17 protein-coding genes are annotated in these 23,537 nt (G+C 68.0%); 7 read left to right on the forward strand and 10 right to left on the reverse strand.

Features of this window, described 5'->3' with window-relative positions; genetic code table 11:
* Window positions 1-139: 139 nt before the first annotated feature.
* The 3 genes from BCO18175_RS11885 to BCO18175_RS11895 are packed head-to-tail and all read right to left on the reverse strand — an operon-like array spanning window position 140 to window position 1,890.
* Window positions 140-565 (reverse strand): GNAT family N-acetyltransferase, encoded by a 426-nt coding sequence (locus BCO18175_RS11885; protein ID WP_174980867.1) that lies wholly within the window; start codon window positions 563-565, stop codon window positions 140-142.
* Window positions 566-620: 55 nt separating this feature from the next.
* Complete coding sequence (locus tag BCO18175_RS11890; protein WP_011354378.1) at window positions 621-1,481, reverse strand: MurR/RpiR family transcriptional regulator; 861 nt, start codon at window positions 1,479-1,481, stop codon at window positions 621-623.
* A 55-nt stretch (window positions 1,482-1,536) separates the two neighbouring features.
* Window positions 1,537-1,890 carry a YgiW/YdeI family stress tolerance OB fold protein gene (locus tag BCO18175_RS11895; RefSeq protein ID WP_174917596.1) on the reverse strand — a complete coding sequence of 118 codons (354 nt, stop codon included), beginning with the start codon at window positions 1,888-1,890 and terminating at the stop codon, window positions 1,537-1,539.
* A gap of 232 nt (window positions 1,891-2,122) precedes the next feature.
* Here BCO18175_RS11895 and BCO18175_RS11900 point away from each other — a divergent pair, with 232 nt between their 5' ends.
* Both BCO18175_RS11900 and BCO18175_RS11905 read left to right on the forward strand, forming a co-directional pair.
* A complete protein-coding gene (locus BCO18175_RS11900; RefSeq protein WP_174917595.1) occupies window positions 2,123-2,785 on the forward strand; it encodes a response regulator in 663 nt (220 codons plus the stop codon).
* Window positions 2,782-4,158 carry an ATP-binding protein gene (locus tag BCO18175_RS11905; RefSeq protein ID WP_174980869.1) on the forward strand — a complete coding sequence of 459 codons (1,377 nt, stop codon included), beginning with the start codon at window positions 2,782-2,784 and terminating at the stop codon, window positions 4,156-4,158. The genes BCO18175_RS11900 and BCO18175_RS11905 overlap by 4 nt, the downstream gene beginning before the upstream one ends.
* A 145-nt stretch (window positions 4,159-4,303) precedes the next feature.
* Here the strand turns inward: BCO18175_RS11905 and BCO18175_RS11910 are convergent, their stop codons facing one another.
* On the reverse strand, window positions 4,304-4,693 hold the full coding sequence (locus BCO18175_RS11910; protein WP_174980871.1) for a hypothetical protein: 390 nt from the start codon (window positions 4,691-4,693) through the stop codon (window positions 4,304-4,306).
* On the opposite strand from BCO18175_RS11910, the gene BCO18175_RS11915 reads away from it, so the two are divergent.
* The 4 genes from BCO18175_RS11915 to BCO18175_RS11930 all read left to right on the forward strand — a co-directional run bounded on the left by BCO18175_RS11915 (window position 4,692) and on the right by BCO18175_RS11930 (window position 6,613).
* Window positions 4,692-4,955: a hypothetical protein gene (locus tag BCO18175_RS11915; RefSeq protein ID WP_174980873.1), complete on the forward strand. Its 264-nt coding sequence runs from the start codon at window positions 4,692-4,694 to the stop codon at window positions 4,953-4,955. The two genes, BCO18175_RS11910 and BCO18175_RS11915, sit on opposite strands and share 2 nt — an antisense overlap.
* A gap of 31 nt (window positions 4,956-4,986) precedes the next feature.
* Window positions 4,987-5,433 (forward strand): MarR family winged helix-turn-helix transcriptional regulator, encoded by a 447-nt coding sequence (locus BCO18175_RS11920; RefSeq protein ID WP_174980875.1) that lies wholly within the window; start codon window positions 4,987-4,989, stop codon window positions 5,431-5,433.
* Between the two features lie 38 nt (window positions 5,434-5,471).
* Window positions 5,472-5,840, forward strand: a complete 369-nt coding sequence (locus BCO18175_RS11925; RefSeq protein WP_174980876.1) for an antibiotic biosynthesis monooxygenase family protein — start codon at window positions 5,472-5,474, stop codon at window positions 5,838-5,840.
* A gap of 572 nt (window positions 5,841-6,412) precedes the next feature.
* The gene (locus tag BCO18175_RS11930) at window positions 6,413-6,613 is read left to right on the forward strand and encodes a hypothetical protein (RefSeq protein ID WP_174917588.1); all 201 of its coding nucleotides are present in this window, start codon (window positions 6,413-6,415) and stop codon (window positions 6,611-6,613) included.
* Window positions 6,614-7,093: 480 nt separating this feature from the next.
* On the opposite strand, the gene blaPEN-bcc is transcribed toward BCO18175_RS11930, so the two are convergent.
* Window positions 7,094-8,041, reverse strand: a complete 948-nt coding sequence (blaPEN-bcc, locus tag BCO18175_RS11935; RefSeq protein ID WP_174980877.1) for a PEN family class A beta-lactamase, Bcc-type — start codon at window positions 8,039-8,041, stop codon at window positions 7,094-7,096.
* A gap of 127 nt (window positions 8,042-8,168) precedes the next feature.
* Between blaPEN-bcc and penR the strand changes: the two genes are divergently transcribed.
* Window positions 8,169-9,059: a beta-lactamase transcriptional regulator PenR gene (gene penR, locus BCO18175_RS11940; RefSeq protein WP_174980880.1), complete on the forward strand. Its 891-nt coding sequence runs from the start codon at window positions 8,169-8,171 to the stop codon at window positions 9,057-9,059.
* Between the two features lie 498 nt (window positions 9,060-9,557).
* Here the strand turns inward: penR and BCO18175_RS11945 are convergent, their stop codons facing one another.
* From BCO18175_RS11945 to BCO18175_RS11965, 5 genes are all read right to left on the reverse strand, one after another.
* Window positions 9,558-9,809, reverse strand: coding sequence for a hypothetical protein (locus BCO18175_RS11945; protein WP_011354368.1), 252 nt, complete (start codon window positions 9,807-9,809; stop codon window positions 9,558-9,560).
* Between the two features lie 96 nt (window positions 9,810-9,905).
* Window positions 9,906-12,128 carry an amylo-alpha-1,6-glucosidase gene (locus BCO18175_RS11950; RefSeq protein ID WP_174980882.1) on the reverse strand — a complete coding sequence of 741 codons (2,223 nt, stop codon included), beginning with the start codon at window positions 12,126-12,128 and terminating at the stop codon, window positions 9,906-9,908.
* A gap of 152 nt (window positions 12,129-12,280) precedes the next feature.
* Entirely contained in the window at window positions 12,281-20,872 is an 8,592-nt protein-coding gene (locus BCO18175_RS11955; RefSeq protein ID WP_174980885.1) for an autotransporter-associated beta strand repeat-containing protein, read from the reverse strand.
* A gap of 595 nt (window positions 20,873-21,467) precedes the next feature.
* Complete coding sequence (locus tag BCO18175_RS11960) at window positions 21,468-22,091, reverse strand: YdcF family protein (protein WP_241020144.1); 624 nt, start codon at window positions 22,089-22,091, stop codon at window positions 21,468-21,470.
* Window positions 22,092-22,346: 255 nt separating this feature from the next.
* The gene (locus BCO18175_RS11965; RefSeq protein WP_174980887.1) at window positions 22,347-23,381 is read right to left on the reverse strand and encodes a rod shape-determining protein; all 1,035 of its coding nucleotides are present in this window, start codon (window positions 23,379-23,381) and stop codon (window positions 22,347-22,349) included.
* Window positions 23,382-23,537: the final 156 nt, after the last annotated feature.

Consider the following 23,537-nt stretch of genomic DNA (forward strand, 5'->3'; position numbering starts at 1 on the left):
ACAGGAGGAAGACTGGATTTGCTGCGACAGGTGGGTTCAACCCTTTCCGCGGACCCGGAAGCGCCCTGCATCGCTGACCGGTATCCTAGGCGACGGCCGGTGACCTCGTCAACCGTGCCGCGCCACGTGGCAGCGCCACTCAACCCGCGAGCTTCTTCGTCAGGAAAATGCGCGTGTGTCCGGCCGGATAATCCGGCAGCTCGCCGAAGCGGACATAGCCGCGTTTCTCGTAGAACGGCCGCGCCTGGAAGTCGAACGTGTCGAGCCACGCGCCGTGGCATCCGCGCGCGACGGCTTCCGCTTCGGCCAGATCCATGATGCGCGTGCCCGCACCCTGACCGCGTGCTGCCTCGGGCACCACGAGCAGGTCGACATGCAGCCAGCCGTACGCCGTGCTGCCCCACAGGCCACCGACCACCGCGCCGTCGCCATCGGTCACGACCACGGCGAGCGCACGGAAGTCGTTCGGGCCCGCCTGGCTTTCGTTGAACCGGACGAGCGGCGCGACGATCTGCTTGCGAACGTTCGCGTCGCCCGCGTCGGTCACCTCGTATGTGAACGTCATCGGTTGAATCCGCTTGAATCGACAATAAGGAACGGTTGAAGCGGTACGTGCCGCGTCAAACGACGTAAGCGCCCTTCGCGTGCAGTTCCGCTTCCGTGCGCTCGAGCGCGGCAATCGCATCGCTGCCTTCGAGCGCCAGCAGCTGCGCGACCAGCGCTTCGGCCATCGCGTGCGCGGCCACCAGCGACGGGAAGAACGACGGGCTGTCGTGCGTGAAGATCAGTTGCGCATCCGCGTGCAGCGCGATCGGCGACACCGCGCTGTCGGTGATCGCGACGATCCGGCTGCCCTGCGCCTTCGCGGCCTGCGCGACGCGCGTCGCTTCCGCCGAATATGGCGCGAAGCTGACGACGACGGTCACGCTCTGCTTCGCGATCGTCCGCAGCTCCATTTCGAGCGAACCGGCGACGCCGTTGAGCAGCGACACGGTCGGGCGGAACAGCCGGTAGCCGTACACGAAGCCGAACGCGACCGGATAGCACGAGCGAAAACCCGCGACGTGCACGTGCGACGCCTTGCGGATCAGTTTCGCGGCATCGGCGAGCGCGTGCTCGTTCTGCGCGGCAGTGGCGGACAGGTTGTGTTGTTGCGCGGCGAGCAGGTCGTGCGCGAGCGACGCCTTGGCGTCGGGCCGCACGAGCGAGCGAGCCCGCTGCGTGAGCGGCTCGGGACGCGTGCGCACGCGCGCGACGCACAGGTCGCGCAGCTCGTTCCAGCCGGGGAAGCCGAATTGCTGCGCGAGCCGCACGAGCGATGCAGGCTGCACCTGCGCGCGCTGTGCGACCTTGCGCATCGACGAGGTGGCGACCTCGTCGGGATGATCGAGCAGGAAGGCAGCGCCCGCCTGGAATTGCGGGCTCAGCTCGGAAAATTGCGCCCGGATCCGGGACGCGAGTTCGTCGAAATTGGCGGCCATCTTGGTGGGAACGGGAACCGGTCGTCCATGGTATCACCGGCCCCGCGCGCACCGGTCAGCGCAGCACTTCGACGTGATCGGCGTCGACCTTCACGCTGCCCGACCATTTGCGCTCGAATTCGCCGCTCACCTTCACTTCGCTCTTGTCGCTGACGGGCTGGCCGGCCGCCCACAGCTTGTGGTCGATCTCGACGCGGATCGTGCCGGTCGCATCGGCGAATTCGTAATCCTCGCCGCCGACATGCTTGACGATGCGCCCCTGCAACTGCACGTGCTGGTCGTCCTTGCCGCTCGCGAGCAGCTCCTTCACGGTGGTCGTGGTCAGCGTGGACGGTCCCGTGTATTGCGCGTAGACGGCGGCAGGCAGCGTAGCGAGCGCGACCGTCAGGATTCTGGCCAGGTGTTTCATGATCTCGTTCCTCTTCTTCGATGTGACGCCGCGCTCCGTTGAACGCGACGGCGCCAGATTACGGACCGTAAGATTAAGCAAACCTGAAGGTCGCGCCGAAGTGACACGGTGCCGCATCAGACGAGTACGAAAGCCCGCCGCGCGCCGCCCGCATTTAAGGTCCACCTAAGACACGGGCGCTTATCATGGGAACCCCGGGTGCCACGGCGCCCCGTTGAAGAGACACCAATTCATGCGCGTATTGCTCGTCGAGGACGATCCGTTGATCGGCAGCGGGCTCGAACAGGGCCTCAAACAGGAAGGCTTCGCGGTCGACTGGGTGAAGGACGGCGACGCCGCGTCGCTCGCGCTGCGCGCGACCGGCTATGGCCTGCTGCTGCTCGATCTCGGGCTGCCGAATCGCGACGGCCTGTCGGTGCTCGCCGCGCTGCGACGCCGCGACGAAAACCTGCCTGCGATCATCATCACCGCGCGCGACGGCGTGCCCGACCGCATCGCGGGCCTCGACAGCGGCGCGGACGACTATCTCGTCAAGCCGTTCGAGCTCGACGAATTGCTCGCCCGCATCCGCGCGGTCAGCCGCCGCCACGCGGGCCGCGCGCAAACGACGCTCGTGATCGGCCCGCTGCGCCTCGACCCCGTCAAGCACCTCGTCTGGCTCAACGACGACGAAGTGCCGCTGTCGCCGAAAGAGTTCGTGCTGCTGCACGAGCTGATGCGCGACCCGGGCGCGGTGATTTCGCGCGAGCAGTTCGAGGAGCGGCTGTACAGCTGGGGCGAGGAAATCGAAAGCAACGCCGTGCAGGTGCACATCCACAACCTGCGCAAGAAGCTCGGCCACGACATGATCCGCACGGTGCGCGGCGTCGGCTACCGGATCGGTGACGGCGCATGACGCGCATGCAACGCGCGGTCGCGCGCTGGCGCAACGCGTCGCTGCGGCGGCGCCTGCTCACGTGGCTGATGCCGGCCGCGTGCGTGATCGGCCTCGTCGCGAGCGCCGGCACCTACTGGGGCGCGCTGCGCGAGCTCGACGACCTGCTCGACGACCAGATGCGCAGCATGTCGAAGCAGATCGTCGTCGGCCCGAACGGCGAGCTGTCGTTCAGCGACCACGCCAACGGCAAGCACGGCTTCGAAGCGAGTGACCCCGACGCCGTGCTGCTGCAGGTCTGGCGCAACGGCACGCTCGTGTATTCGACCGACCGCGATTCGAAACTGCCGCCGCCTGATCAGAAAGGCATCGCGAGCGTCGACGTCGGCGGCCAGCCGTGGCGCACCTATGTAACCGAGCGCGGCGGCACGACGATCCGGCTCGCGCAGGCACGCCATGCGCGGTGGGAAGCGATCGCGGGCATCGCCGTGCACCTGCTGTGGCCGGTGTTCTCAATGCTGCCGCTGCTCGCGATCGGCCTGTGGTTCGGCATCGGCGCGGGGTTGCGGCCGCTGCGCACGATTGCATCCGGCCTCAAACGCAGGAATGCGAACAATCTGGAACCGGTCGACCTCGGCTCGATGCCGAACGAAGTCCGTCCGCTCGCCGAAGCGATCAACGACCTGCTCGCGCGCCTCGACCGCTCGTTCACGCTGCAGCGCCACTTCATCGCCGATGCCGCGCACGAATTGCGCACGCCGATCATGGGGCTGTCGATCCAGTCGCAGTTGCTGCGGCGCGCGGCGACCGCCGAGGAACGCGAGCACATCCTCGCGCAGATCCAGGCGGGCACGACGCGCCTCGGCCACCTTGCCGAGCAGCTGCTGACGCTCGCACGCCTCGAACCCGATGCGCAGGCGGCGGCTTCCGCGTCGACGCCCGTCGATCTCGCCGCGCTGTGCCGGTCGGTGGTATCGGATCGCACGCGCGTCGCCGACGCGCACCGGATCGATCTCGGCGCGATCGTGTCGACGCCCGTGATGACGTCGGGCAATGCGGACACGCTGCGCGTGCTGCTGAACAACCTCGTCGACAACGCGATCCGCTATGCGGGCGACGGCGCACGCGTCGACGTGTCCGCGCGGATCGACGGCACGACGCCCGTGCTCGAAGTCGCCGACGACGGCCCCGGAATCCCGGAAGCCGAACGCACCGACGTGTGGGAGCGCTTCTATCGCGGCGAGGGCGCGCAGGCGGTCACGTCGTCCGGCAGCGGGCTCGGCCTATCGATCGTCAAGCGGATCGCCGAACAGCATCGCGCGACGGTCGCGCTCGGCACCACGCGCGGCGGGCGCGGGCTGACCGTCACGGTGCGCTTTCCGCTGCCGGCCTGACATCTGCGCGACGCGCGGCTTGTCCACAGATTGTGTTGGCAAGCTTGTGGACAACCGTCCAGCAACGGCACCAAGCCCTTGATCGGAAAGGGTTTGTCGAGCCTGCGCGGCAAATGCGCCAGCCCGGGGCTGTCGCGCGCCCGACTCAGTTGTCAACGACGATCCGCTCGATCCGCAGGCCCGTCGAGGTTTCGAGGATGCTGGCGTGCTTCCGAACCGGGCAGTACAGGCGCCCTTCCGGGTAGTCGTCCGGTCTCGGCAGCGTCCGATCCTCGACGTGAACGACGACAGTCCCGTCGAGCGGATACGCGCCGACCTGTTCGCCCATGTAATAGAGCCTGCCGTTCAACTGGTAATAGCCGTTCCCGAGATACCAGAACGAATCCTTCCCGGTGGCGATCGGCGTGTTGCCGAGGTAGATCGCGTCGCCCTTCCTGACGATCGGGAAGAATCGCAAACCGATCCTCGATTCGACGATCGTGTAGTGATTGGCACGGATATCGTCGAGCACCTTGTCGCGGAGTGCGTCGTTCATGCGTTCCGCGTCATGGAAATACGCGGTCTCGTATCTCGGCGGGATGCACGCATGCGCACTCGCGCCACATGCCGCCGCCAGTAACGGCACGGCGATCTTCTTCCAGGTCGTTCTCACCGATTTCTCTCCAGGTTCCTTGTTGTTGGCCGACCATCCGCTGCAGCCGATGTTACCGGTGCCGGATCGCATCGCCAGTGTACCGACCCGGCCTCGCGCAACGACGTTCACCCATAAACTTGACAACCAGTTGTCCATTACGTAAAGTAGTTGTCAATTCATCCCGCGTATCGAACATGACGAAATCCGCGAAGTTGACCGCCGTCGCGCTGTCCGTATTCCGCTTGAACGGCCTGCTGATCGAGTGGGGCAACACCTTTGCCGGGCCACACGGCCTGACCAGTGCGCGCTGGCAGGTGCTGGGCGCCATCTCGATGGCGCCGGAAGCCCCGAACATCCCGCAGATCGCCGACGCGATGGGCATCACGCGGCAGGCGGTGCTGAAGCAGATCAACGTGCTGACCGACGAAGGGCTGGTCCAGTCGCTGCCCAACCCGGCGCACAAGCGCTCCCCCTTGTACGCGCTGACGCCGCGCGGCGCGGCGGCCTATCAGGCCGTGGTCGGGCAGTGGCAACAGCATGTCCGCGACATCGCCGGCGACTTCAGTTCGGCTGACCTGGATGCGGCGATCCGCGTTCTGTCGGCGATGTCCAGCGCGCATGGTGCCGATGCACCGACGTGAGCGCTCAATCGCCCTCCCCCTCACCCGAAGGAGTTCCCATGCCTCATTTCAAGCCGATGGATCCGGCCTTTCCGATCCAGCAACAGATCGCCATCGACGCGCAGCCGGTCGTCCTCGTCAACCTGTTCACGCTGGCCGCGGCCGACGAAGCAGACTTTCTCGCCGTGTGGAAGGACGATGCCGAATTCATGAAGCGGCAGCCCGGGTTCATCTCGACCCAGCTGCATCGTGCGCTCGGCGACAGCCCGACTTACCTGAATTACGCGATCTGGGAATCGACCGAAGCGTTTCGCGCGGCCTTCACGCATCCCGAATTCGTCGCCAAGCTGTCGGCCTATCCGTCGTCCGCCGTCGCGAGCCCGCACCTGTTCCAGAAAGTCAGCGTGGCCGGTATCTGCACTGCGTGAGTGCACGCCCGAAGCGAGGCAATGCGTGGCATTCGCGGGTGTGTTGCGCGTCGCTCGCGCACCCCGACTTCTCCACAGAAAATGTTGGCAAGCTTGTGGATATCCTGCGCACCGCAACGCTAAGCCCTTGATCCGATGGACTTTGGCACGCGTGATGCAGACGGAGCCCCGGTGATGGCCGTCACGTACCCCGCTTCGCCGCACTTCGCATCACGACGCCACGGCGATGCGTGCCGCCGTCGGCGCACACGTGCCCGCCATGCGCTGCGCCACTTACCCACAGATTTTGTTGGCAAGCTTGTGGATATCCTGCGCAAGCCTGCGCTAACCCGTTGATCGGGCTACGGTTCATGCGCGGTGTCACGGTTGCGGCAACGAGCGGCGCGAGCATGCGCGCATGCGGACGATCCCGCGCAACGGCAGTGCACCGCCGTCGCCTTGACGCTCGCGCCCGCCACGCGTCAAGATCACGCGAGCCGCACGCAGCCACGCATCGCCGGCTTCGCGCGACGGCTCAACGGGCCGGCCTTGCCGCCGGCACCGCACCACGACACTTCACTCCGAGGAAGGCCATGGAACACTTCACCGCGTGGCAGTTGGTCGTCTCACTCGTGCTGGTCGCCGTCGTCATCTATCCGTACGTTCGCATCGTCCGGCGCACCGGGCACTCGGGCTGGTGGATCCTGACGATGTTCGTCCCGATCCTGAACTTCATCATGTTGTGGGTGTTCGCATTCGTGCGCTGGCCCACTGTCGACGATCGGCAGCCCTGAGCGTCGCGACGACAACCGGGTGGGCTTGTCCACAGATTGTGTTGGCAAGCTTGTGGATAGCCTGCGCATACCGCGACCAAGCGCTTGATCCGAAAGACTTTGTCCGCGCCGCTTCAAATGCGGCACGCGGCCGGCAAAGTGCCGCTCGCGCATCGACTTGCTGCGTCACGGACCGCCTTCTACGTGTGCGAACCGGGTTTTCCACAGATTTTGTTGGCAAGCATGTGGATAGCCTGCGCATACCGCGGCCAAGCGCTTGATCCGAAAGACTTTGTCCGCGCCGCTTCAAACGCGGCACGGCGGCCCGCGCCACGCTTGACGCAGCCGCGCGCAGGCTTGTCCACAATTTTTGTTGGCAAGCATGTGGATATCCTGAGCATGCGTGACCTAAGTCGTTGATCGCACAACGTTTGATCGCGCGGATCACGACTGCGGCACGGCATGCATGCGGATCGCGTCATGCACGCCGCGCCGCCCGCCTCAACCGAATGCCTGGACCACGATGCGCGCGACCGACGCGATCACGTCTTCTTTCGAGCGCGCATCGGCACGCGCCTGCGTGTAGTACACGGCCAGCGCGATCGGCGCACGCGACGGCGACCACACGACGCCCGCGTCGTTGGTCGTCCCGTAGTCGCCGGTGCCCGTCTTGTCGGCGACCGTCCACCCGGCCGGCACGCCCGCGCGCAGCCGCTTGTCGCCGACCTTGTTGCCGCGCATCCACGTGACGAGCTGCGCACGCTGCGCAGCCGGCAGCGCATCGCCGAGCATCAGCACGCGCATGCTCGCGGCCATCGCGGCCGGCGTCGTCGTGTCGCGCAGGTCGCCCGGCACCGCGGTATTCAGTTCGGTCTCCCATCGATCGACCCGGAACGCATCGTCGCCGATCGAGCGCGCGTAGGCCGTCACCGCCGACGGGCCGCCGAGCAGCTTCATCAGCAGGTTCGCAGCCGAGTTGTCGCTGTACTGGATCGCGGCCTCGCACAGCGCGGCGACCGTCATGCCGTCGTCGACATGCTTCCCCGACACCGGCGAATAGTTGACGAGGTCGGCCTTGGTATACGTCACGCGCTGTTGCAGCAACGCCGGACGCTCGACGCTCTGCGCCAGCACCGCCGCGCTCAGCATCGCCTTGAACGTGCTGCAGAACGGGAAGCGCTCGTTCTGGCGATGTTCCGCGCGCCGGCCGGTCGCGATGTCGATCGCGCACACGCCGAGGCGGCCGCCCGCGCTGCGTTCGAGCGCCGCCAGCGCATCGAACGTCTCCGCATCGAGCGAGGCCGTCGTGGCCGCCGCGACCGCGGCGGCGGCCTCGCTCGACGGATCCGGTGCGGTAGCCTGCCGCGACGCGCACGCCGCGACGGTCAGGGCGAGCGGCGCCGTCGCGGCAGCCAGCAACAGGGTTCGACGTTTCGATGAGTAAGTCATGTCGGTTGTCTCGTGGTGGAATGGAAGCGAAACAGGTTGAAAACGCCCGGCCGGCGAGACAGCACTATCGGGACTTTACGGTTGCCTGACAAGCAACGATAATTGAGCGCTGACGAAAGAAATTCTTATGACAAAGCTCCGCCCTCATCTTCCGCTCAATGCGCTGCGCGCGTTCGAATCGTCGGCGCGCCACCTGAACTTCACGCGCGCCGGCCTCGAGCTGAGCGTGACCCAGGCCGCGGTCAGCCAGCAGGTGCGTTCGCTCGAGGAGCGGCTCGGCTGCACGCTGTTCACGCGGCTGCCGCGCGGCCTCGGGCTCACCGACGAGGGGCGCGCGCTGCTGCCCGTGCTGAGCGACGCATTCAGCCGCATCGAGACGGTGCTCAAGCAGTTCGACGGCGGGCGCTTCCGCGAGGTGCTGACGCTCGGCGTCGTCGGCACCTTTGCCCTAGGCTGGCTAATGCCGCGGTTGAAGCAGTTCGGCGATACGCACCCGTTCGTCGAGCTGCGGCTGCGGACCAACAACAACGTCGTCGACCTGGCCGCCGAGGGCCTCGACTTCGCGATCCGTTTCGGGGAAGGCAACTGGCCGGCGACGCGCAACGAGCGCCTGCTCGACGCGCCGCTCACCGCGCTGTGTGCGCCCGACATCGCGCGGCGCCTCGCGCAACCGGCCGATCTCGCGAACGAAACGCTGCTGCGCTCGTACCGCATCGACGAATGGCACGGCTGGTTCGATGCGGCGCAGCTTGCGCCGTGGGCGGTCAACGGGCCCGTGTTCGATTCGTCGCGGCTGATGGTCGAGGCCGCGATGCAGGGCGCGGGCGTCGCCCTCGCGCCGGCCTGCATGTTCGCGCGCGAACTGCAGCTCGGCCTGCTCGCGCGGCCGCTTGACATCGACGTGTGCGCGGGCGGCTACTGGCTCACGTCGCTGAAATCGAAGCCGCTCACGCCGGCGATGACACTCTTTCGCGACTGGATCGTGGCCGAAGCGGCCAGCACGGCGCAGGCCGAATGACACGGCCCCGCTTGTCCACAGAAAGTGTTGGCAAGGATGTGGATATCCTGGGTACCCGGGACCTAAGCCCTTGATCGCGCACGAATTAACCCGCCGACGCAGACATCGGGCAGCCCATGTACACGGGGCTTCGCGAGCCGGCCTTCGGCAGCCCGATCCTCAACTGTCACGACGCAATCGATTGCGAGTTATCCACAGAATATGTTGGCAAGCCTGTGGATATCCGTCCAATGCGCCGCGTAACACCCTGATACAAAAGGGGATTCAATATACGGACCTTGCGCGGTCAACCGTGTGGCAGCGCACGCGCTTTCGCTCGGCACGCGCAACACACCCGGCCCGGGGCCGGAAGGTTCTCCACAGATTGTGTTGGCAAGCTTGTGGATATCCTGCGCATCGGCCACCTAACTCATTGAGCGCACGGGGTTTTGTGCTTCGTCTGCAGAATCGGGCAGCGCCGGCGCAGCCCGTGCGGCTGGCGCCGGCGCCATCCGGGCATCAATGCCGGTCGAGCCCGCCGCGCAATTCGCTCGCCTTGTCGCGCAGCGCCTCGTAACCCGAGCGCGCATGCTCCGGCAGGTCGGGATCGCCGATCAGCGCGCCGAGCGTTTCGATCAGGCTGAACAGGATGCCCTTCGCCGCGCCGACCGCGATGCTCTGCGATTCGATCGACTTGTGCAGGTGGTCGACCGCCGCTTCCAGATTCTCGAGCTTGTGCTCGCTGTCGTCGGGCCGGTTGTCGGTCGTCATCGTCTACCTCCGCCATCGTTCAAGGGTCATGTCACGATTCTATGCCGCTGCGCGCGAACGTGGCGCGACATCGCGCAACGTTCGCGCAGCAACGCGCTACAGCACCGCGACCACCTTCACGCGGCCCGGCTGCTCCGCCGATGCAACCACCTGGCCGTCGACGCGGCGGAACGTGAGCGACACGGTTTCGTCGCCGACACGCAGCGCGTCGATCCGCAGCCAGTCAACGCCTTCCGGCAGCGCCGGGCGCTCGACCCGCACCTCGTGACGCGACGCGTCGATGCTCACGCCGAGGCAGGCCTGCAGCATCATGAACGGCGCACCGGCCGCCCACGCTTGCGGCAGGCAGGCCACCGGATACGCGGTCGGCGGTTCGCCGCGCCGGCGCGGGAACCCGCAGAACAGTTCGGGCAGGCGCATCTCGAAGCTCACCGCCGCCTCGAACAACGCGCGCAGCAAGTTCACCGCGGCCGTCTTGTCGCCGTAGCGCGCCAGACCTCGTGCGATCAGCGCATTGTCGTGCGGCCACACCGAGCCATTGTGATACGCCATCGGGTTGAAGCGCGGCTGGCCGGCCGCGAGCGTGCGAATGCCCCAGCCCGTCTGGAACAGCGTCGAGCCGAGCACGCCGGCAACCGCTGCGCCGCGCTCGGCGTCGGGCAACCCGAACGCGAGCAGATGGCCCGCGTTCGACGCGAACACGCGGCACAGGTCGCCATGACCGTCGAGCGCGATGCCGTAGAAATCGCCCTCCGGCATCCAGAACAGCGCGTCGACCTGCTCGCGCAGCGTCTTCGCACGCAACGCGTAGCGCGTGGCGTCGGCCGCGTGGCCGCGCCGGTGCGAGCACATCGACATCGCATCGAGCGCCGCGCACGCATACGCCTGCACTTCGACGAGCGCGATCGGCCCGTCCGGGAAGCGGCCGTCCGCATGGAACACCGAATCGTGGCTGTCCTTCCAGCCTTGGTTCGCGAGGCCGCGTTCCGACGTGCGCTGGTAATCGAGCAGTCCGTACGGATTGCGGTCGCACTTGTCGATCACCCATTGCGCGGCGCGCTCGAGCGCGGGCCACAGCTCGTCGATCAGCGCATCGTCGCCGGTGCGTTCGACATACGCGCCCGCGAGCACGATGAACAGCGGCGTCGTATCGACCCCGCCGTAGTACAGCGCGAACGGCACCTCGCCCGTCGCGGCCATCTCGCTGCGGCGGAACTCGTGCATGATCTTGCCCGGCTCCGCATCGCGGAACGCGGAGGTCTCGCGCGCCTGGTGCTCGGCCAGGAAGCGCAGCACGCCGCGCGCGAGCGACGGTTGCAGCCACAGCATCTGCAGCGACGTGATCACCGCATCGCGGCCGAACGGCGTCGAGAACCACGGAATGCCCGCATACGGGTACGGCCCCGTGTCGAGCTGCGTCGTGAGCAGCCCGAGATCCGCGAGCGAGCGGTCGAGCCATGCGTCGAACAGCGGATTGCCGGTGTTCACACGCGCCATCGATTCGCGCCGCGCGCGCATCTCGCGGTGCACGCCGACGAGCGCGGTGCGCAGCGCGACGCGGCCGCATCCCGGCGCTTCCGCATGCACCGGGCCGAGCGTTGCGTCGACGGTCAGGTAGATCGACACGCAGGCCTGCGCGGCGATCGTCAGCGTGTAGTCGGCACGATCGACCGACAGCGCGTCGGGCGCCGGCGAGAAATGCACGGTCACGTTGCGCTCGACGCCGTCGAGGCCGTCATAGCGCAGCCGCACCGCGCCCGCGTCGACGCGCGGCGCCACCACGGTGCCGCGCTTCGGGCGCTGCGTGCCGCGCACTTCGAACATGTCCTTGAAATCGGCCGCGAACGACAGCGACAGCGGCACCTCGGCTTCGCTCGCGCCGTAGTTCGTCAGCGTCAGCGCTTCGTAAAGCACGTCGCCCGCGAGCACGCGCATCCGCTCGATGTGGATCACGCCCTCGGGCGTTTCGTGGCCGCCGAGCGGCGGCAGCGGGCGGTTCGTCAGGTGCGCGGTAAACGATGCGTTGTCGGCGCTCGTCGCGCCCGACAGCAGCGACGGCGCGCGGCCGCCGAAGGTCAGGCGCCAAGTCGACAGTACGCGCATGTCGTCGACGAACAGGCCGTCGTCACGGCCGCCGATGTCGCCGAGCGCGTCGCTGACCACGAACGCGTCGCCGGATTTCAGGACGTACTGGTTGTTGCGCGCCAATGCCTGCGGATCGGCTTCGGGCGCGATGAATGCGGTGGCCGACGCTGGGGTCGGGGCAGCAGGCGCGACTGACTGCGCCTGGGTCGTCTTGGCTTCGGCGTGATTCGGCATCGATGCTCCTGTGTCGGAACGCAACGCGCGGCGCGTCGCGTGTTTCGCACAGGATAGGACAGAACGGGGGACGCGCGCAGCGACGAAAAAGACGCGATGCCATGCGACGTTGTCGTCGCCGCATGGCATCGCGCAGGCACGTCAGGCGCTGGTCAGAACTTCCACAGGATGTTGCCGAGGATTGCGTTGTCGCGCACACCGCTGCCGTACTGGCCGCTGTACGTGAGGCCGAGCGTCAGGCGTTTCGTGATGTTCGCGTCGATGCCGGCCTCGAGCACGGCGCTGTCGCGAGCAATCGGCACGCCCGATACCTGGAACGACGTCCCGCCGTTCGCGAACGTGAATGCCGACGACGGAGTCACGTTGCCGAACGCATGCCGCCAGCCGACCGTCCCGCGCGCGGTGAACGTGCCGCTCCCGATCGAGCCGAGCTGCGACGCCGCGCGCAAACCGAGGGTCGAGAAGCCGACGTGGGTCGTCTGGCCGCCGGCACGCAGCGCGGCCGCACCACCGGTTTCCGTATAGCCGTCGGTATGCAGGTTCACATACGCGAGGCCCGCGAACGGCTCGATCGCCACGGGCCCGACCGGCAGCGCGAAGCCGACTTCGCCGAACACCTGCGCCGAATTCGCGTCGTAGCCGGCCGAGTCGTGATCGGAGAAGCCCGCGAAGCCCGGGGACCGGTCGCTGTTGATCCGGTACCACGTGTACGACGCGCCGCCGCGCACACCGAGCGCACCATACTGCGCGCCGCCGTACAGCGACAGGTAGTAGCTGTTCACCGACGCCGACGAACTCTGGTCGTTGTCGAGCGAGCTGTGCGTGACACCCGCGGCCAGGCCCGCACGCCACTTGTCGTTGAGCGCCATGTCGGCACCGGCGATGAAGCCGGTCATGCTGCGGTTGATCGTCGACGCGTTGGCGTCGCCGGTGAGCCGGCTGCGGCCGCCGAACGCCTGCCCCCAGACGACCGGCTGGTAAGGCGTGCCGCCGTAGCAGCCGTCGCGCGAGCCGATCCGGCGATCCGGCGGCAGCGTCGAGGCGACCGCGCCGGCCGTGTTGTCGCCGCACAAGGCTGCGCCGCCCGACGACAGCGCGGCGAGCGGGCCCGATCCGGGCGCAAGGCCCTGGCGGACGCGATCGGTCACCGCGTCGCGCACGTAGCGGCTGTCGAGCAGCAGCATGCTCTTCAGGCTCGCCTGCAGCTCGCCGTCGAGCAGCCCGTATGCGCGGCGCGCGGTCGTCGCATCGGTCGTCATCACGGCGTCGTACAGCGGGTTGCCGGCACCGAGCCCGCCGAGTGCGGCCGCGACCGAACGCTGGTTCGGCGTCGTCGCGACATCGGGGAACGCGGTACCGTTCGAGACCAACCGCAGATACACGTGATCCGGATCGTAGCTGAGCGTCGGCGCGAGGAACGCGTAGTTCGCACTCACCTGGCTGAACGTGCCCTGCACGCCCGACGACGCGGAGAGGATCGTATAGGTCGTGCTCGGCTGGTAGCCGCTCTGGTTCGCGAGCACCTGCACGGTGCCGCCGTTCAGCGTCGCCGTGCCGCCCGCCGCGAGGCTGCCGCTTTGCTGCGGCGTCGCCGCGACCTGGAACGTCGAGCCCGGCTGGAACGTGACGTTGCCGCCCACGTTCAGCGCCGCGCCCGGCTGCGACGCGGCCGCCGTCGCGCCGCCCTGCACCACGAGGCCGCCGATCGTGCCGGTACCCGTGACCGTCGCGCCGCTCTGCACGGTCACGGTCGACTGGCCGAGCGAACCATTGACGGCGAGCGTGCCCGCGCTGACCGTGGTCGGGCCGCTCAGCGTGCTGGTGCCCGTCAACGTCAGTTGCCCGCTGCCGGCCTGCGTCAGCGAACCCGCGCCGGACAGCACGCTTGCGATCGTCACGTTGCCGGATTGATTGACGATCAGCGCGCCGTTGTCGACGACATTGCCGACGATGCTGCCCGACGTGCCGCCGTTGCCGAGTTGCAGCGCGCCACCGGCCGCGATCGTGGTGCCGCCCGTGTACGTGTTCGCGCCCGTCAGCGTCTGGATACCGGTGCCGGCGATCGTCACGCCGCCCGCCCCGCCGATGGTCCCGCCGAACGTGCCGTTGCCGCTACCGTTCAACGCCAGTGCATTGGCGCCGAGATTGACGGTCGCGCCGGCCGTGCCGTTCAACCTGCTGATCGTCTGCGCACCTGTCGCGCCGCTCAGGTTGAACGTCGCACCCGTGCCCGCGAGATTCACCGCGCCCGTCGACGCGAGGCTGCCGCCCGCGCCGAGTGCCAGCGTGCTGCCGCCGTTGATCGTCGTGCCGCCGGTGTACGTGTTCGCGCCCGTCAGCGTTTGCGTGCCCGTACCCGCGAACGTCACGGCGCCCGTGCCGCCGATCGCGCCGCCGAACGTGCCGTTGCCGCTGCCGCTCAGCGTCAGCGCATTCGTGCCGAGGTTCACGTTCGTGCCAGCGCCACCGGACAGCGCACCAATCGTCTGTGCGCCCGTCGCGCCACTCAGGTTGAACGTCGCGCCCGTGCCGGCCAGATTCACCGCGCTGCCCGCCGCGAGGCTGCCACCTGCACCCAACGCCAGCGTGCTGCCGCCGTTGATGGTCGTGCCGCCCGTGTAGGTGTTCGCGCCCGTCAGCGTCTGCGTGCCGGTGCCCGCGAACGTCACGCCGCCCGTGCCGCCGATCGCGCCGCCGAACGTGCCGCTGGTGCTGCCGTTCAACGTCAGCGCATTCGCGCCCAGGTTCACGTTCGTGCCGCCGATACCGCTCAGCGTGCCGAGCGTCTGCGCGCCCGATGCACCGCTCAGGTTGAACGTCGCGCCCGTGCCGGCCAGATTCACCGCACTGCCCGACGCGAGGCTGCCGCCCGCGCCAAGCGCCAGCGTGCTGCCGCCGTTGATGGTCGTGCCGCCCGTGTACGTGTTCGCACCGGTCAGCGTCTGCGTGCCGGTGCTCGCGAACGTCACGCCGCCCGTGCCGCCGATCGCGCCGCCGAACGTGCCGCTGGCGGTTCCGCTCAACGTCAGCGCGTTCGCGCCGAGGTTCACGTTCGTGCTGGCCGCGCCGTTCAACGCGCCGATTGTCTGCGCACCGGATGCGCCGCTCAGGTTGAACGTCGCGCCCGTGCCGGCCAGATTCACCGTGCTGCCCACCGCGAGGCTGCCGCCCGCACCGAGCGCCAGCGTGCTGCCGCCGTTGATGGTCGTGCCGCCCGTGTAGGTGTTCGCGCCCGTCAGCGTCTGCGTGCCCGTACCCGCGAACGTCACGGCGCCCGTGCCACCGATCGCGCCGCCGAACGTGTTGTTGCCACTGCCGTTCAGCGTGAGCGCATTCGCGCCGAGATTGACATTCGTGCCTGTGCCGCCACTCAGCGTGCCGAGCGTCTGCGCGCCCGTCGCGCCGCTCAGGTTGAACGTCGCGCCCGTGCCGGCCAGATTCACCGCACTGCCCGACGCGAGGCTGCCGCCTGCGCCAAGCGCCAGCGTGCTACCGCCGTTGATGGTCGTGCCCCCCGTGTAGGTGTTCGCGCCCGTCAGCGTCTGCGTGCCGGTGCCCGCGAACGTCACGCTACCGGTGCCGCCGATCACGCCGCCGAACGTGCCGTTGGTGCTGCCGTTCAATGTCAGCGCATTCGCGCCCAGGTTCACGTTCGTGCCGCCGATACCGCTCAACGTGCCGAGCGTCTGCGCGCCCGATGCGCCGCTCACGTCGAACGTCGCGCCCGTGCCTGCGAGGCTCACTGCACTGCCGGAAGCCAGGCTGCCGCCCGCGCCGAGCGCCAGCGTGCCGGCGTTGATCGTCGTGCCGCCCGTGTACGTGTTCGCGCCCGTCAGCGTCTCGGTGCCGCTGCCTTGCTTCGTCACACCGCCGGTGCCCGTGATCGAGCCGGCGAATGTCTGGCTCGCCGTGTTGCCGAAGGTCAGGCCGTTACCGCCGAGCGCGACCGTCGAACCGGCCACGCCGCTCAGTGCGCCGATCGTCTGGTTCCCGCCCGCGCCGCTCAGGTCGAACGTCGTGCCCGTGACGCCGAGATTCACGGTGCCCGACGCCGCGATGCTGCCGCCCGCACCGATCGCGAGCGTGCCGCCGTTGATCGTCGTCGTGCCGGTATACGTGTTCGTGCCCGTCAGCGTTTCCGTGCCGCTGCCCTGCTTCGTGATCCCGCCCGTGCCGGCAATCGTGCCGCCGAACGTGCCGTTCGTGCCGTTGCCCAGCGTCAGCGTATTGCTGCCGAGCGTGACGTTCGAGGTCGCGACACCGTTCAGCGCGCCGATCGACGTGCTGCCGCCCGCGCCGATGTCGAGCGTCGAACCCGTGCCCGTCAGGTTCACCGCGTTGCTCGACGCGAGGCTGCCGCCCGTACCGATCGCCAGCGTGCCGCCCGCGATCGTCGTATCGCCCGTAAAGGTGTTCGCGCCCGTCAGCGTCTCGGTGCCGCTGCCCTGCTTCGTGATTCCGCCGGTGCCCTGGATCGCACCACCGAAGGTCTGGTTCGTGCCGTCGCCGAACGTCAGCGACTGGCTGCCGATGCGTACAAACGATCCGTTCACGCCCGACAACGCGCCGATCGTCTGGTTCGCGCCCGACGTGGTGATGTCGAATACCGCTCCCGAGGCACCGAGGTTCAGCGCACCCGTCGCCGCAAGCGAGCCTCCCGCGCCGAGCGCCAGCGTGCCGGCGTTGATCGTCGTGCCGCCCGTGTACGTGTTCGTGCCGGTCAGCGTTTCGGTGCCGCTACCTTGCTTCGTCACACCGCCCGTGCCCGTGATCGCGCCGGCAAACGTCTGGCTCGCCGTGCTGCCGAATGTGAGGCTGTTGCCGCCCAGCGCGACCGTCGAACCGGCCAAGCCCATCAGTGCGCCGATCGTCTGGTTCGCCCCCGCGCCGCTCAGGTCGAGCGTCGTGCCTGCGGCGCCGAGATTCACGGTGCCCGACGCCGCGATGCTGCCGCCCGCACCGATCGCCAGCGTGCCGCCGCCGATCGTCGTCGTGCCCGTGTACGTGTTCACGCCCGTCAGCGTTTCGGTGCCGCTGCCTTGCTTGAAAACCCCGCCCGTACCGCCGATCGTGCCGGCAAATGTCCCGTTCGAGCTGCCGCCGTACACCAGCGTGTTGGCGCCGAGATTCACGGCCGAGCCGGCGACACCGCTCAGTGTGCCGATCGTCTGCGGGCCCGTCGCGCCGCTCAGGTCGAACGTCGCGCCCGCACCGGCCACGTTCACCGCGCCGGTCGACGCGAGGCTACCGCCCGCGCCCAGCGCCAGCGTGCCGGCGTTGATCGTCGTGCCGCCCGTGTAGTTGCCCGCGCTCGTCAGCGTCGTCGTCGCCGCGCCGTTCTTCACGAGACCGCCCGCGCCGGAGATGCCGCCGTTCAGCGTGAGGGCGTTGCTGCCGCCGAGCGTGAGTGTCGCGCCCGTGCCGAGATTGACCGCGTTGTTGACCGACAGGTTCGTGCTCGTGTCGAGCGTCGCCGCGCCGCCGACGTTCAGCGCGCCGCCCCCGAGCGCCCCGCTGTTGCCGAGCACCAGACCGCCGCTGTTCAGGTTCGTGCCGCCCGTATAGACGTTCGCACCCGTCAGTGTCTGCGTGCCGGTGCCGGCCAGCGTCAGGCTGCCCGTCCCGCCGATCACGCCGCCGAAGGTGCCGCTGGCGGTCCCGCCCAGCGTCAGCCCGTTGCCGCCCATGTTGACGATCGTCCCCGCGACACCCGACAGCGCGCCGATCGTCTGGGGACTGGTCGCGCCGCTCACGTCGAGCGCCGCGCCCGCGTTGGCGAGATTCACCGCGCCGGTCGCTGCCAGGCTGCCGCCCGCGCCCACCGCCAGCGTGCCGGCGTTGATCGTCGTGCCGCCCGTGTAGGTGTTCGCGCCCGTCAGCGTCGTGGTCGCCGGGCCGTTCTTCACGAGACCGCCCGCGCCGGAAATGCCGCCGCTCAGCGCAAGTGCATTGCTGCCGCTGAGCGTCAGCGTCGAACCGTTCGCAAGACTGACTGCGTTGGCGACCGACAGGCTCGCGTTCGTGTCGAGCGTTGCCGCGCCTGCGACGTTCACCGTACCGGTACCGAGCGCGCTGTTGTTGCCCAGCATCACGCTGCTGCCGCCGTTCAGGTTCGTGCCGCCCGAGTAGGTGCTCGCGCCGTTCAGCGTCTGCGTGCCGGTGCCGGCCAGCGTCAGGCTGCCGGTGCCGCCGATCGCGCCGCTGAAGGTGCCGCTGGCGGTTCCGCCCAGCGTCAGCGCGTTAGCGCCCAGCGCGACGTTCGCCCCGGCGACACCCGACAGCGCACCGATCGTCTGCGCGCCGGTCGCGGCGCTCACGTCGAGCGCCGCACCCGCGCCGGCCAGGTTCACCGCGCCCGTCGCCGCGAGGCTGCCGCCGCCGCTGATCGCCAGCGTGCCCGCGTTGATCGTCGTGCCGCCCGTGTAGGAGTTCGCGGCCGTCAACGTCGTCGTCGCCGCGCCGTCCTTCACGAGACCACCCGCGCCGGTGATGCCGCCGTTCAGCGTGAGGCCGTTGCTGCCGCCCAGTGTCAGTGTCGAACTGGTGGCGAGGTTGACTGCGTTGTTGACCGACAGGTTCGCGCTCGTATCGAGCGTCGCCGCGCCGCTGACGGTCAGCGCGCCCGTGCCGAGCGCCGCGTTGTTGCCGAGCACCAGCCCGCCGGCATTCAGCGTCGTACCGCCGGTGTAGTTGTTCGCGCCGGACAGCGTCACGGTCGCCGCGCCGTTCTTCACGAGACCGCCGCCGCCCGAGACCGTACCGCTCAGGCCGACATTGGTGCTGCCGGCGAACGTGAGCGTCGTGCCGGTGGCGACGTTGACATTGTTCGCGAGCGACACGTTGGTGGTCGCATCGAGCGTCGACGAACCGTTCACGTTCACCGCGCCGGTACCGAGCGCCGTATTGCTGCCGACCGCGACGTTGCCGCCGCTCAGGTTCGTGCCGCCCGTGTAGACGTTGTTGCCTGTCAGCGTCTGCGTGCCGGTGCCGGACAACGTCAGGCTGCCCGCGCCGCCGATCGTGCCCGCATACGTCGTATTGCCGCTACCGTTCAACGTCAGCGAATTGCCGCCGAGGTTCACGTTGGTGCCGGCCGCGCCCGCCAGCGCGCCGACCGCCTGCGCGCCCGACGCGTTGCTCAGGTCGAACGTCGCACCCGCGCCGGTCAGGTTCACCGTGCCGGACGCCGCGAGGCTGCCGCCCGCGCCCAGCGCGAGCGTGCCGCTGTTGATCGTCGTGTCGCCGGTGTAGGTGTTCGCGCCGGACAGCGTCAGCGTCGCCGCACCGTTCTTCACGAGGCCGCCATTGCCGTTGATGGAGCCGGCCAACCCGAGATTGTTGCTGCCGCCGACCGTCAGCGTCGTGCCCGTGGCGAGATTGACGGTGTTGTTGAGCGTCGCGTTCGTACTCGAGTCGAGCGTGGCCGACCCGTTGACGTTCAGTGCGCCGGTGCCGAGCGCCGAATTGTTGCCGACCACGATGCCGCCGGCGTTCAGGTTCGTGCCGCCCGTGTAGTTGTTCGCGCCGGACAGCGTCAGCGTGCCGCCGTCGTTCTTCGTCAGCGCGCCGCCGCCCGACACGGTGCCCGACAGCGTGAGCCCGGTCGAGCCCTGCACCGTCAGTCCGCCCGCGCCGAGCGTCACGTCGTTGGCGACGTTGAGCCCGGCCGTGCCCGCCTGCAACGCGCCGCCGGTGGCCGTGATGGTGCCGGTGCCGAGCGATGCGTTGTTGTTGATGATCGCGGTGCCGCCCGCCAGCGTCGCATCCTGCGCGGTCGATGCGCCATTGATCGTCCAGTTGCCGCTCTGGACGTTCAGGTGATTGAAGTTGATGTAGTTGTTGGCCGCGATCGTGCCGTTCGCGCCGGCCCCCTGCTGCAGCTTGAGCGTGTTGTCCCCGCCCGCGCCGCCGTCGACCGTGCCCGTCGCCGCGACACCCAGCGTGATCGGGCCGACCGTGATGTTGAGCGCGCTGCCGGTGCCGCCCGCCGTGTTGACCGACGAGCCCGTCACCGCGGTGAACGAGTTCGTGCTGTTCGCGCCCATCGACACGCTGCCGTTGATCGTGCCCGAGTTGACGAACGAGTTGCCCGCCCCGGGCGTGCCGTTCGAACCGAGCGACACACGGCCGGTGATCGTCCCGCTGTTGGTCATGTTGACCGTGGCGCCGCCGTATGCGGCGACCACGGGCGCATCCGCGCCGGTGAGGGTCGCGCCGACCAGCGGGTTCGAGCCGATCGTGCCGGTGTTGTTGATCGTCGACGTGCCGCCGGTGCCGTTCTGGACCGACAACGCCATGCCCGTCACGCCGCTGATCGCCACGCCGGTCGAGCCGTTCATCGTGCCGTTGTTGATGACGGTGGTGCCGGCACTCGCCGCCGAGTTGCCGATCACCGCGCCGCTCGACAGCACGCCGAGACCGGTGCCGAGCGCCGACGGGTCGATCGTGCCGTTGTTGGTCAGCTGGGTATTGTTGCCCGTCAGCGACATCGCGGTGCCACCGACGCCGAGCAGCACGCCGACGCTCGCGCCGGCGTTGACGGTCGCGTGGATGTTGTTCGCGCTGTTCGAATAGCTCGGCGCAAGCGGGTTGGCGACCCCGGAGCAGGTCACCGTCGTGCCCGCCGTGGTACAGGTCGCATTGGCGGGCACGATACCGGCGCCGGACAGCGCCAGGAACACCCCCGTCGGCAACAGCAATTTCGGAAACGGCTCGCCGGCCTTTTTCGAACGTGCAAGATTCATGCTTTCCCTCGTCATGTTATTGGAATTGGCATTACCGTGAAATCGAACAGCCGACAGCAGAAAACCGCGGACAATAGCGTGCCCCCCGGCTGTCGCGATGCGACGTCGGTTTATTCATGGACGAATCTTTGATTGGCCCTGGAAGGCAGGATTGAAACTAGTCGAACGACATGTCGATGGCCCCTGTTTTTCTGCAGCGATTTTCTGGTTGATTTGATTACCGCCCCGCTTTTGTCAGACAAGGCTATATCAAAAAAACAGGCTTTTCCAGTCGATCTTTCCCCCGTTCGACCAAGGATCAACGGGCGCGCATTTTTTACTTATCGGAACGCTTTAAACAGGTAAGTCCGTGCACTATTCGCCAGCTTATTTTGATCCGTGTCAAAAAATACCGAAAACGATGCATCCGTGAAAACACCGACATCAGCCTGATTATCGCGATTATCTTTTGCAATGCAATATTTCCATTCCGGAAAGCGTTTGCGCGAGATAATCCGCTCCATCATTCACAGAACAAAAACACTGGAATATTCGGCGCGTATCCGATCCCTTCGAGTTTCGCCACGTACCGCTCGGGAAATGAAACCCGCCGGTATCACGAAAACAGGCTCATCAGATAAAGCATCGGGCGGAACGAGACAGGCCGCGCATCGGGATTCACCCACAACCGCGCTGCATACACCGCGTAGGCCGGCACTTCGCGCCAGCTCGAATAGACATCGCGCAGCTGGAAGCGGCGCGGATACGCGGCGGAGATGTTCGCCCGCGCGATGCCGACGCGTTCGAACGCGAGGCGCGCCCGCGCGAGGTGGTAGTACTGGCTGACGATCAGCACACGCGACAGGCGGTGCGCCTGCAGGTAGGCGAGCGTGTGCTGCGCAGTCGCGAGCGTGTTGTCGCCCTGGTCGTCGACGGCGATCCGGTCGGCCGGCACGCCGCGCGCCACGAGATAGTCGCGCATCGCGGTCGCCTCGTTCAGCCCGGGGCCGTCGATCGCGCCGCTGACGAGGAACGCCGGGCACTGCCCCGTGCGATAGCAGCGCACGCCGACGTCGAGCCTGGCGGCGAGCACTGGCTTCGGCGCGCCGGTCTCGTCGAGCGCGTTGCCGAAGATCACGGCGACGTCGGCCGGCTCGCTCGGCATCCGCATTCCGTACGCGACGAGCGCGACGGCTGCAACGATCCAGAGACAGGCAACGACCGCCAGCAAGCGGCCCATGCGGGCAAACAAGCCCCGTTTGGTGTGGTTTTTCAAGGTTTTCGGTCTCTCAGGTCGTCGGGCGTATCGGCGTGCCCGGCCCCGGACGGGCGCGTAACGCTAGCACGGCGCGCGTTCAGGTGTCCACGCGACGGACGGCGGCCAGCCGTCCGGCAAGTCGACCGGAGAACCGTGCCCGGCGAAGCGGGCAGGTAATACGGAGATTGAAAGAATGTGAATGGCCGCGCCGCGATGCACGGCCCGGCACGGACCGAATCAGTCGATTGGGCACATCGCGAGCCGCCCCATCGCCTCGCCGGCGCCGCGCACCGCGCAGGTGGCCGGCTCGTCGGCGATCCGGGCGACGAGCCCGGTCTCGTCGTACAGCAGGCGCTCGAGATCCGCGAGCAGCGCACCACCGCCCGTCAGCACCACGCCTCGATTGGCGATGTCGGTCACGAGCTCGGCCGGCGCATTTTCCAGCACCGACTTCACCGCGCCGATCACCTGCTTGAGCGGCGCGGCCAGCGCGTCCGCCACATCGTGGTTGGACAGCTCGATCGAGCGCGGCAGGCCGTCGCCAATGCTGCGCCCGACCGCGCGCGTCGACCTGCGCGGCACCGCGCTGGTGGCCGAGCCGATCGACTGCTTGACGTGCTCGGCCGTCTGCTCGCCGAGCAGTACGCCATACAGGTTGCGGACATGGTTGATGATCGCCGCGTCGAACTGGTTGCCGCCGACGCGAATCGCCTCGCGGTAGACGATGCCGCCGAGCGCGATCACCGCCACTTCCGTGGTCCCGCCGCCGATATCGACGACCATCGAGCCGACCGGCTCGGTCACCGGCAGGCCCGCGCCGAGCCCGGCCGCCAGCGATTCCTCGATCAGTTCGACGTCCGACACACCCGCCGCGAACGCCGCCTCGCGGAGCGCGCGGCGCTCGACGGCCGTCGCATCGGACGGCACGCACAGCGTGACCTCGACGCGGCGGCCGAAGCGCGAACGCGTGCGCGACATGTCGATGAAGCTGCGGATCATCTGCTCGGCCGCGTGCGCGTCGGCGATCACGCCGTGCCGCATCGGCCGCACGGCTTCGAGATGCCCCGGTTCGCGGCCGAGCAGCGCCTTCGCGAGCTCGCCGACGGCCTCGAGCGTCGGCCGCGCGTCGGTCGCACCGGCCTTGCGGAAGCAGACGACCGACGGCTGGTTCAGCACCACGCCGCGTTCGTGCGTATAAATCCGCGTACTCGCCGTTCCAGGGTCGATCGCAACGGGTTGCGCAAACAACTTTCCGAACAGCGGTGTCGACATATCAAACCTTTGTAATCGAACGGGCCAGGGCAGCCGCGCCGCATTTCCGCGGCGCATCCATGCCGCTCCATCACGACCTTAGCGGCAAATCGTTCCGATACTTTAGGCAATTCCCATGATTTTTTCGCGAAACAATTGTCAAAAGTGCCGGTCCGG

This window comes from Burkholderia lata (genome assembly GCF_902499335.1).
Classification (GTDB): domain Bacteria; phylum Pseudomonadota; class Gammaproteobacteria; order Burkholderiales; family Burkholderiaceae; genus Burkholderia; species Burkholderia lata_B.

What these genes read in the sequence shown, in the direction of transcription:
- BCO18175_RS11960 (WP_241020144.1), bottom strand. Translation starts at nt 22,091, where the DNA reads ATGGGCCGCTTGCTGGCGGTCGTTGCCTGTCTCTGGATCGTTGCAGCC.
- BCO18175_RS11945 (WP_011354368.1), bottom strand. Translation starts at nt 9,809, where the DNA reads ATGACGACCGACAACCGGCCCGACGACAGCGAGCACAAGCTCGAGAAT.
- BCO18175_RS11910 (WP_174980871.1), bottom strand. Translation starts at nt 4,693, where the DNA reads ATGAACGACGCACTCCGCGACAAGGTGCTCGACGATATCCGTGCCAAT.
- BCO18175_RS11930 (WP_174917588.1), top strand. Translation starts at nt 6,413, where the DNA reads ATGGAACACTTCACCGCGTGGCAGTTGGTCGTCTCACTCGTGCTGGTC.
- BCO18175_RS11950 (WP_174980882.1), bottom strand. Translation starts at nt 12,128, where the DNA reads ATGCCGAATCACGCCGAAGCCAAGACGACCCAGGCGCAGTCAGTCGCG.
- blaPEN-bcc (WP_174980877.1), bottom strand. Translation starts at nt 8,041, where the DNA reads ATGACTTACTCATCGAAACGTCGAACCCTGTTGCTGGCTGCCGCGACG.
- BCO18175_RS11900 (WP_174917595.1), top strand. Translation starts at nt 2,123, where the DNA reads ATGCGCGTATTGCTCGTCGAGGACGATCCGTTGATCGGCAGCGGGCTC.
- BCO18175_RS11905 (WP_174980869.1), top strand. Translation starts at nt 2,782, where the DNA reads ATGACGCGCATGCAACGCGCGGTCGCGCGCTGGCGCAACGCGTCGCTG.
- BCO18175_RS11920 (WP_174980875.1), top strand. Translation starts at nt 4,987, where the DNA reads ATGACGAAATCCGCGAAGTTGACCGCCGTCGCGCTGTCCGTATTCCGC.
- BCO18175_RS11955 (WP_174980885.1), bottom strand. Translation starts at nt 20,872, where the DNA reads ATGAATCTTGCACGTTCGAAAAAGGCCGGCGAGCCGTTTCCGAAATTG.
- BCO18175_RS11890 (WP_011354378.1), bottom strand. Translation starts at nt 1,481, where the DNA reads ATGGCCGCCAATTTCGACGAACTCGCGTCCCGGATCCGGGCGCAATTT.
- BCO18175_RS11965 (WP_174980887.1), bottom strand. Translation starts at nt 23,381, where the DNA reads ATGTCGACACCGCTGTTCGGAAAGTTGTTTGCGCAACCCGTTGCGATC.
- BCO18175_RS11915 (WP_174980873.1), top strand. Translation starts at nt 4,692, where the DNA reads ATGCGTTCCGCGTCATGGAAATACGCGGTCTCGTATCTCGGCGGGATG.
- BCO18175_RS11895 (WP_174917596.1), bottom strand. Translation starts at nt 1,890, where the DNA reads ATGAAACACCTGGCCAGAATCCTGACGGTCGCGCTCGCTACGCTGCCT.
- BCO18175_RS11925 (WP_174980876.1), top strand. Translation starts at nt 5,472, where the DNA reads ATGCCTCATTTCAAGCCGATGGATCCGGCCTTTCCGATCCAGCAACAG.
- BCO18175_RS11885 (WP_174980867.1), bottom strand. Translation starts at nt 565, where the DNA reads ATGACGTTCACATACGAGGTGACCGACGCGGGCGACGCGAACGTTCGC.
- penR (WP_174980880.1), top strand. Translation starts at nt 8,169, where the DNA reads ATGACAAAGCTCCGCCCTCATCTTCCGCTCAATGCGCTGCGCGCGTTC.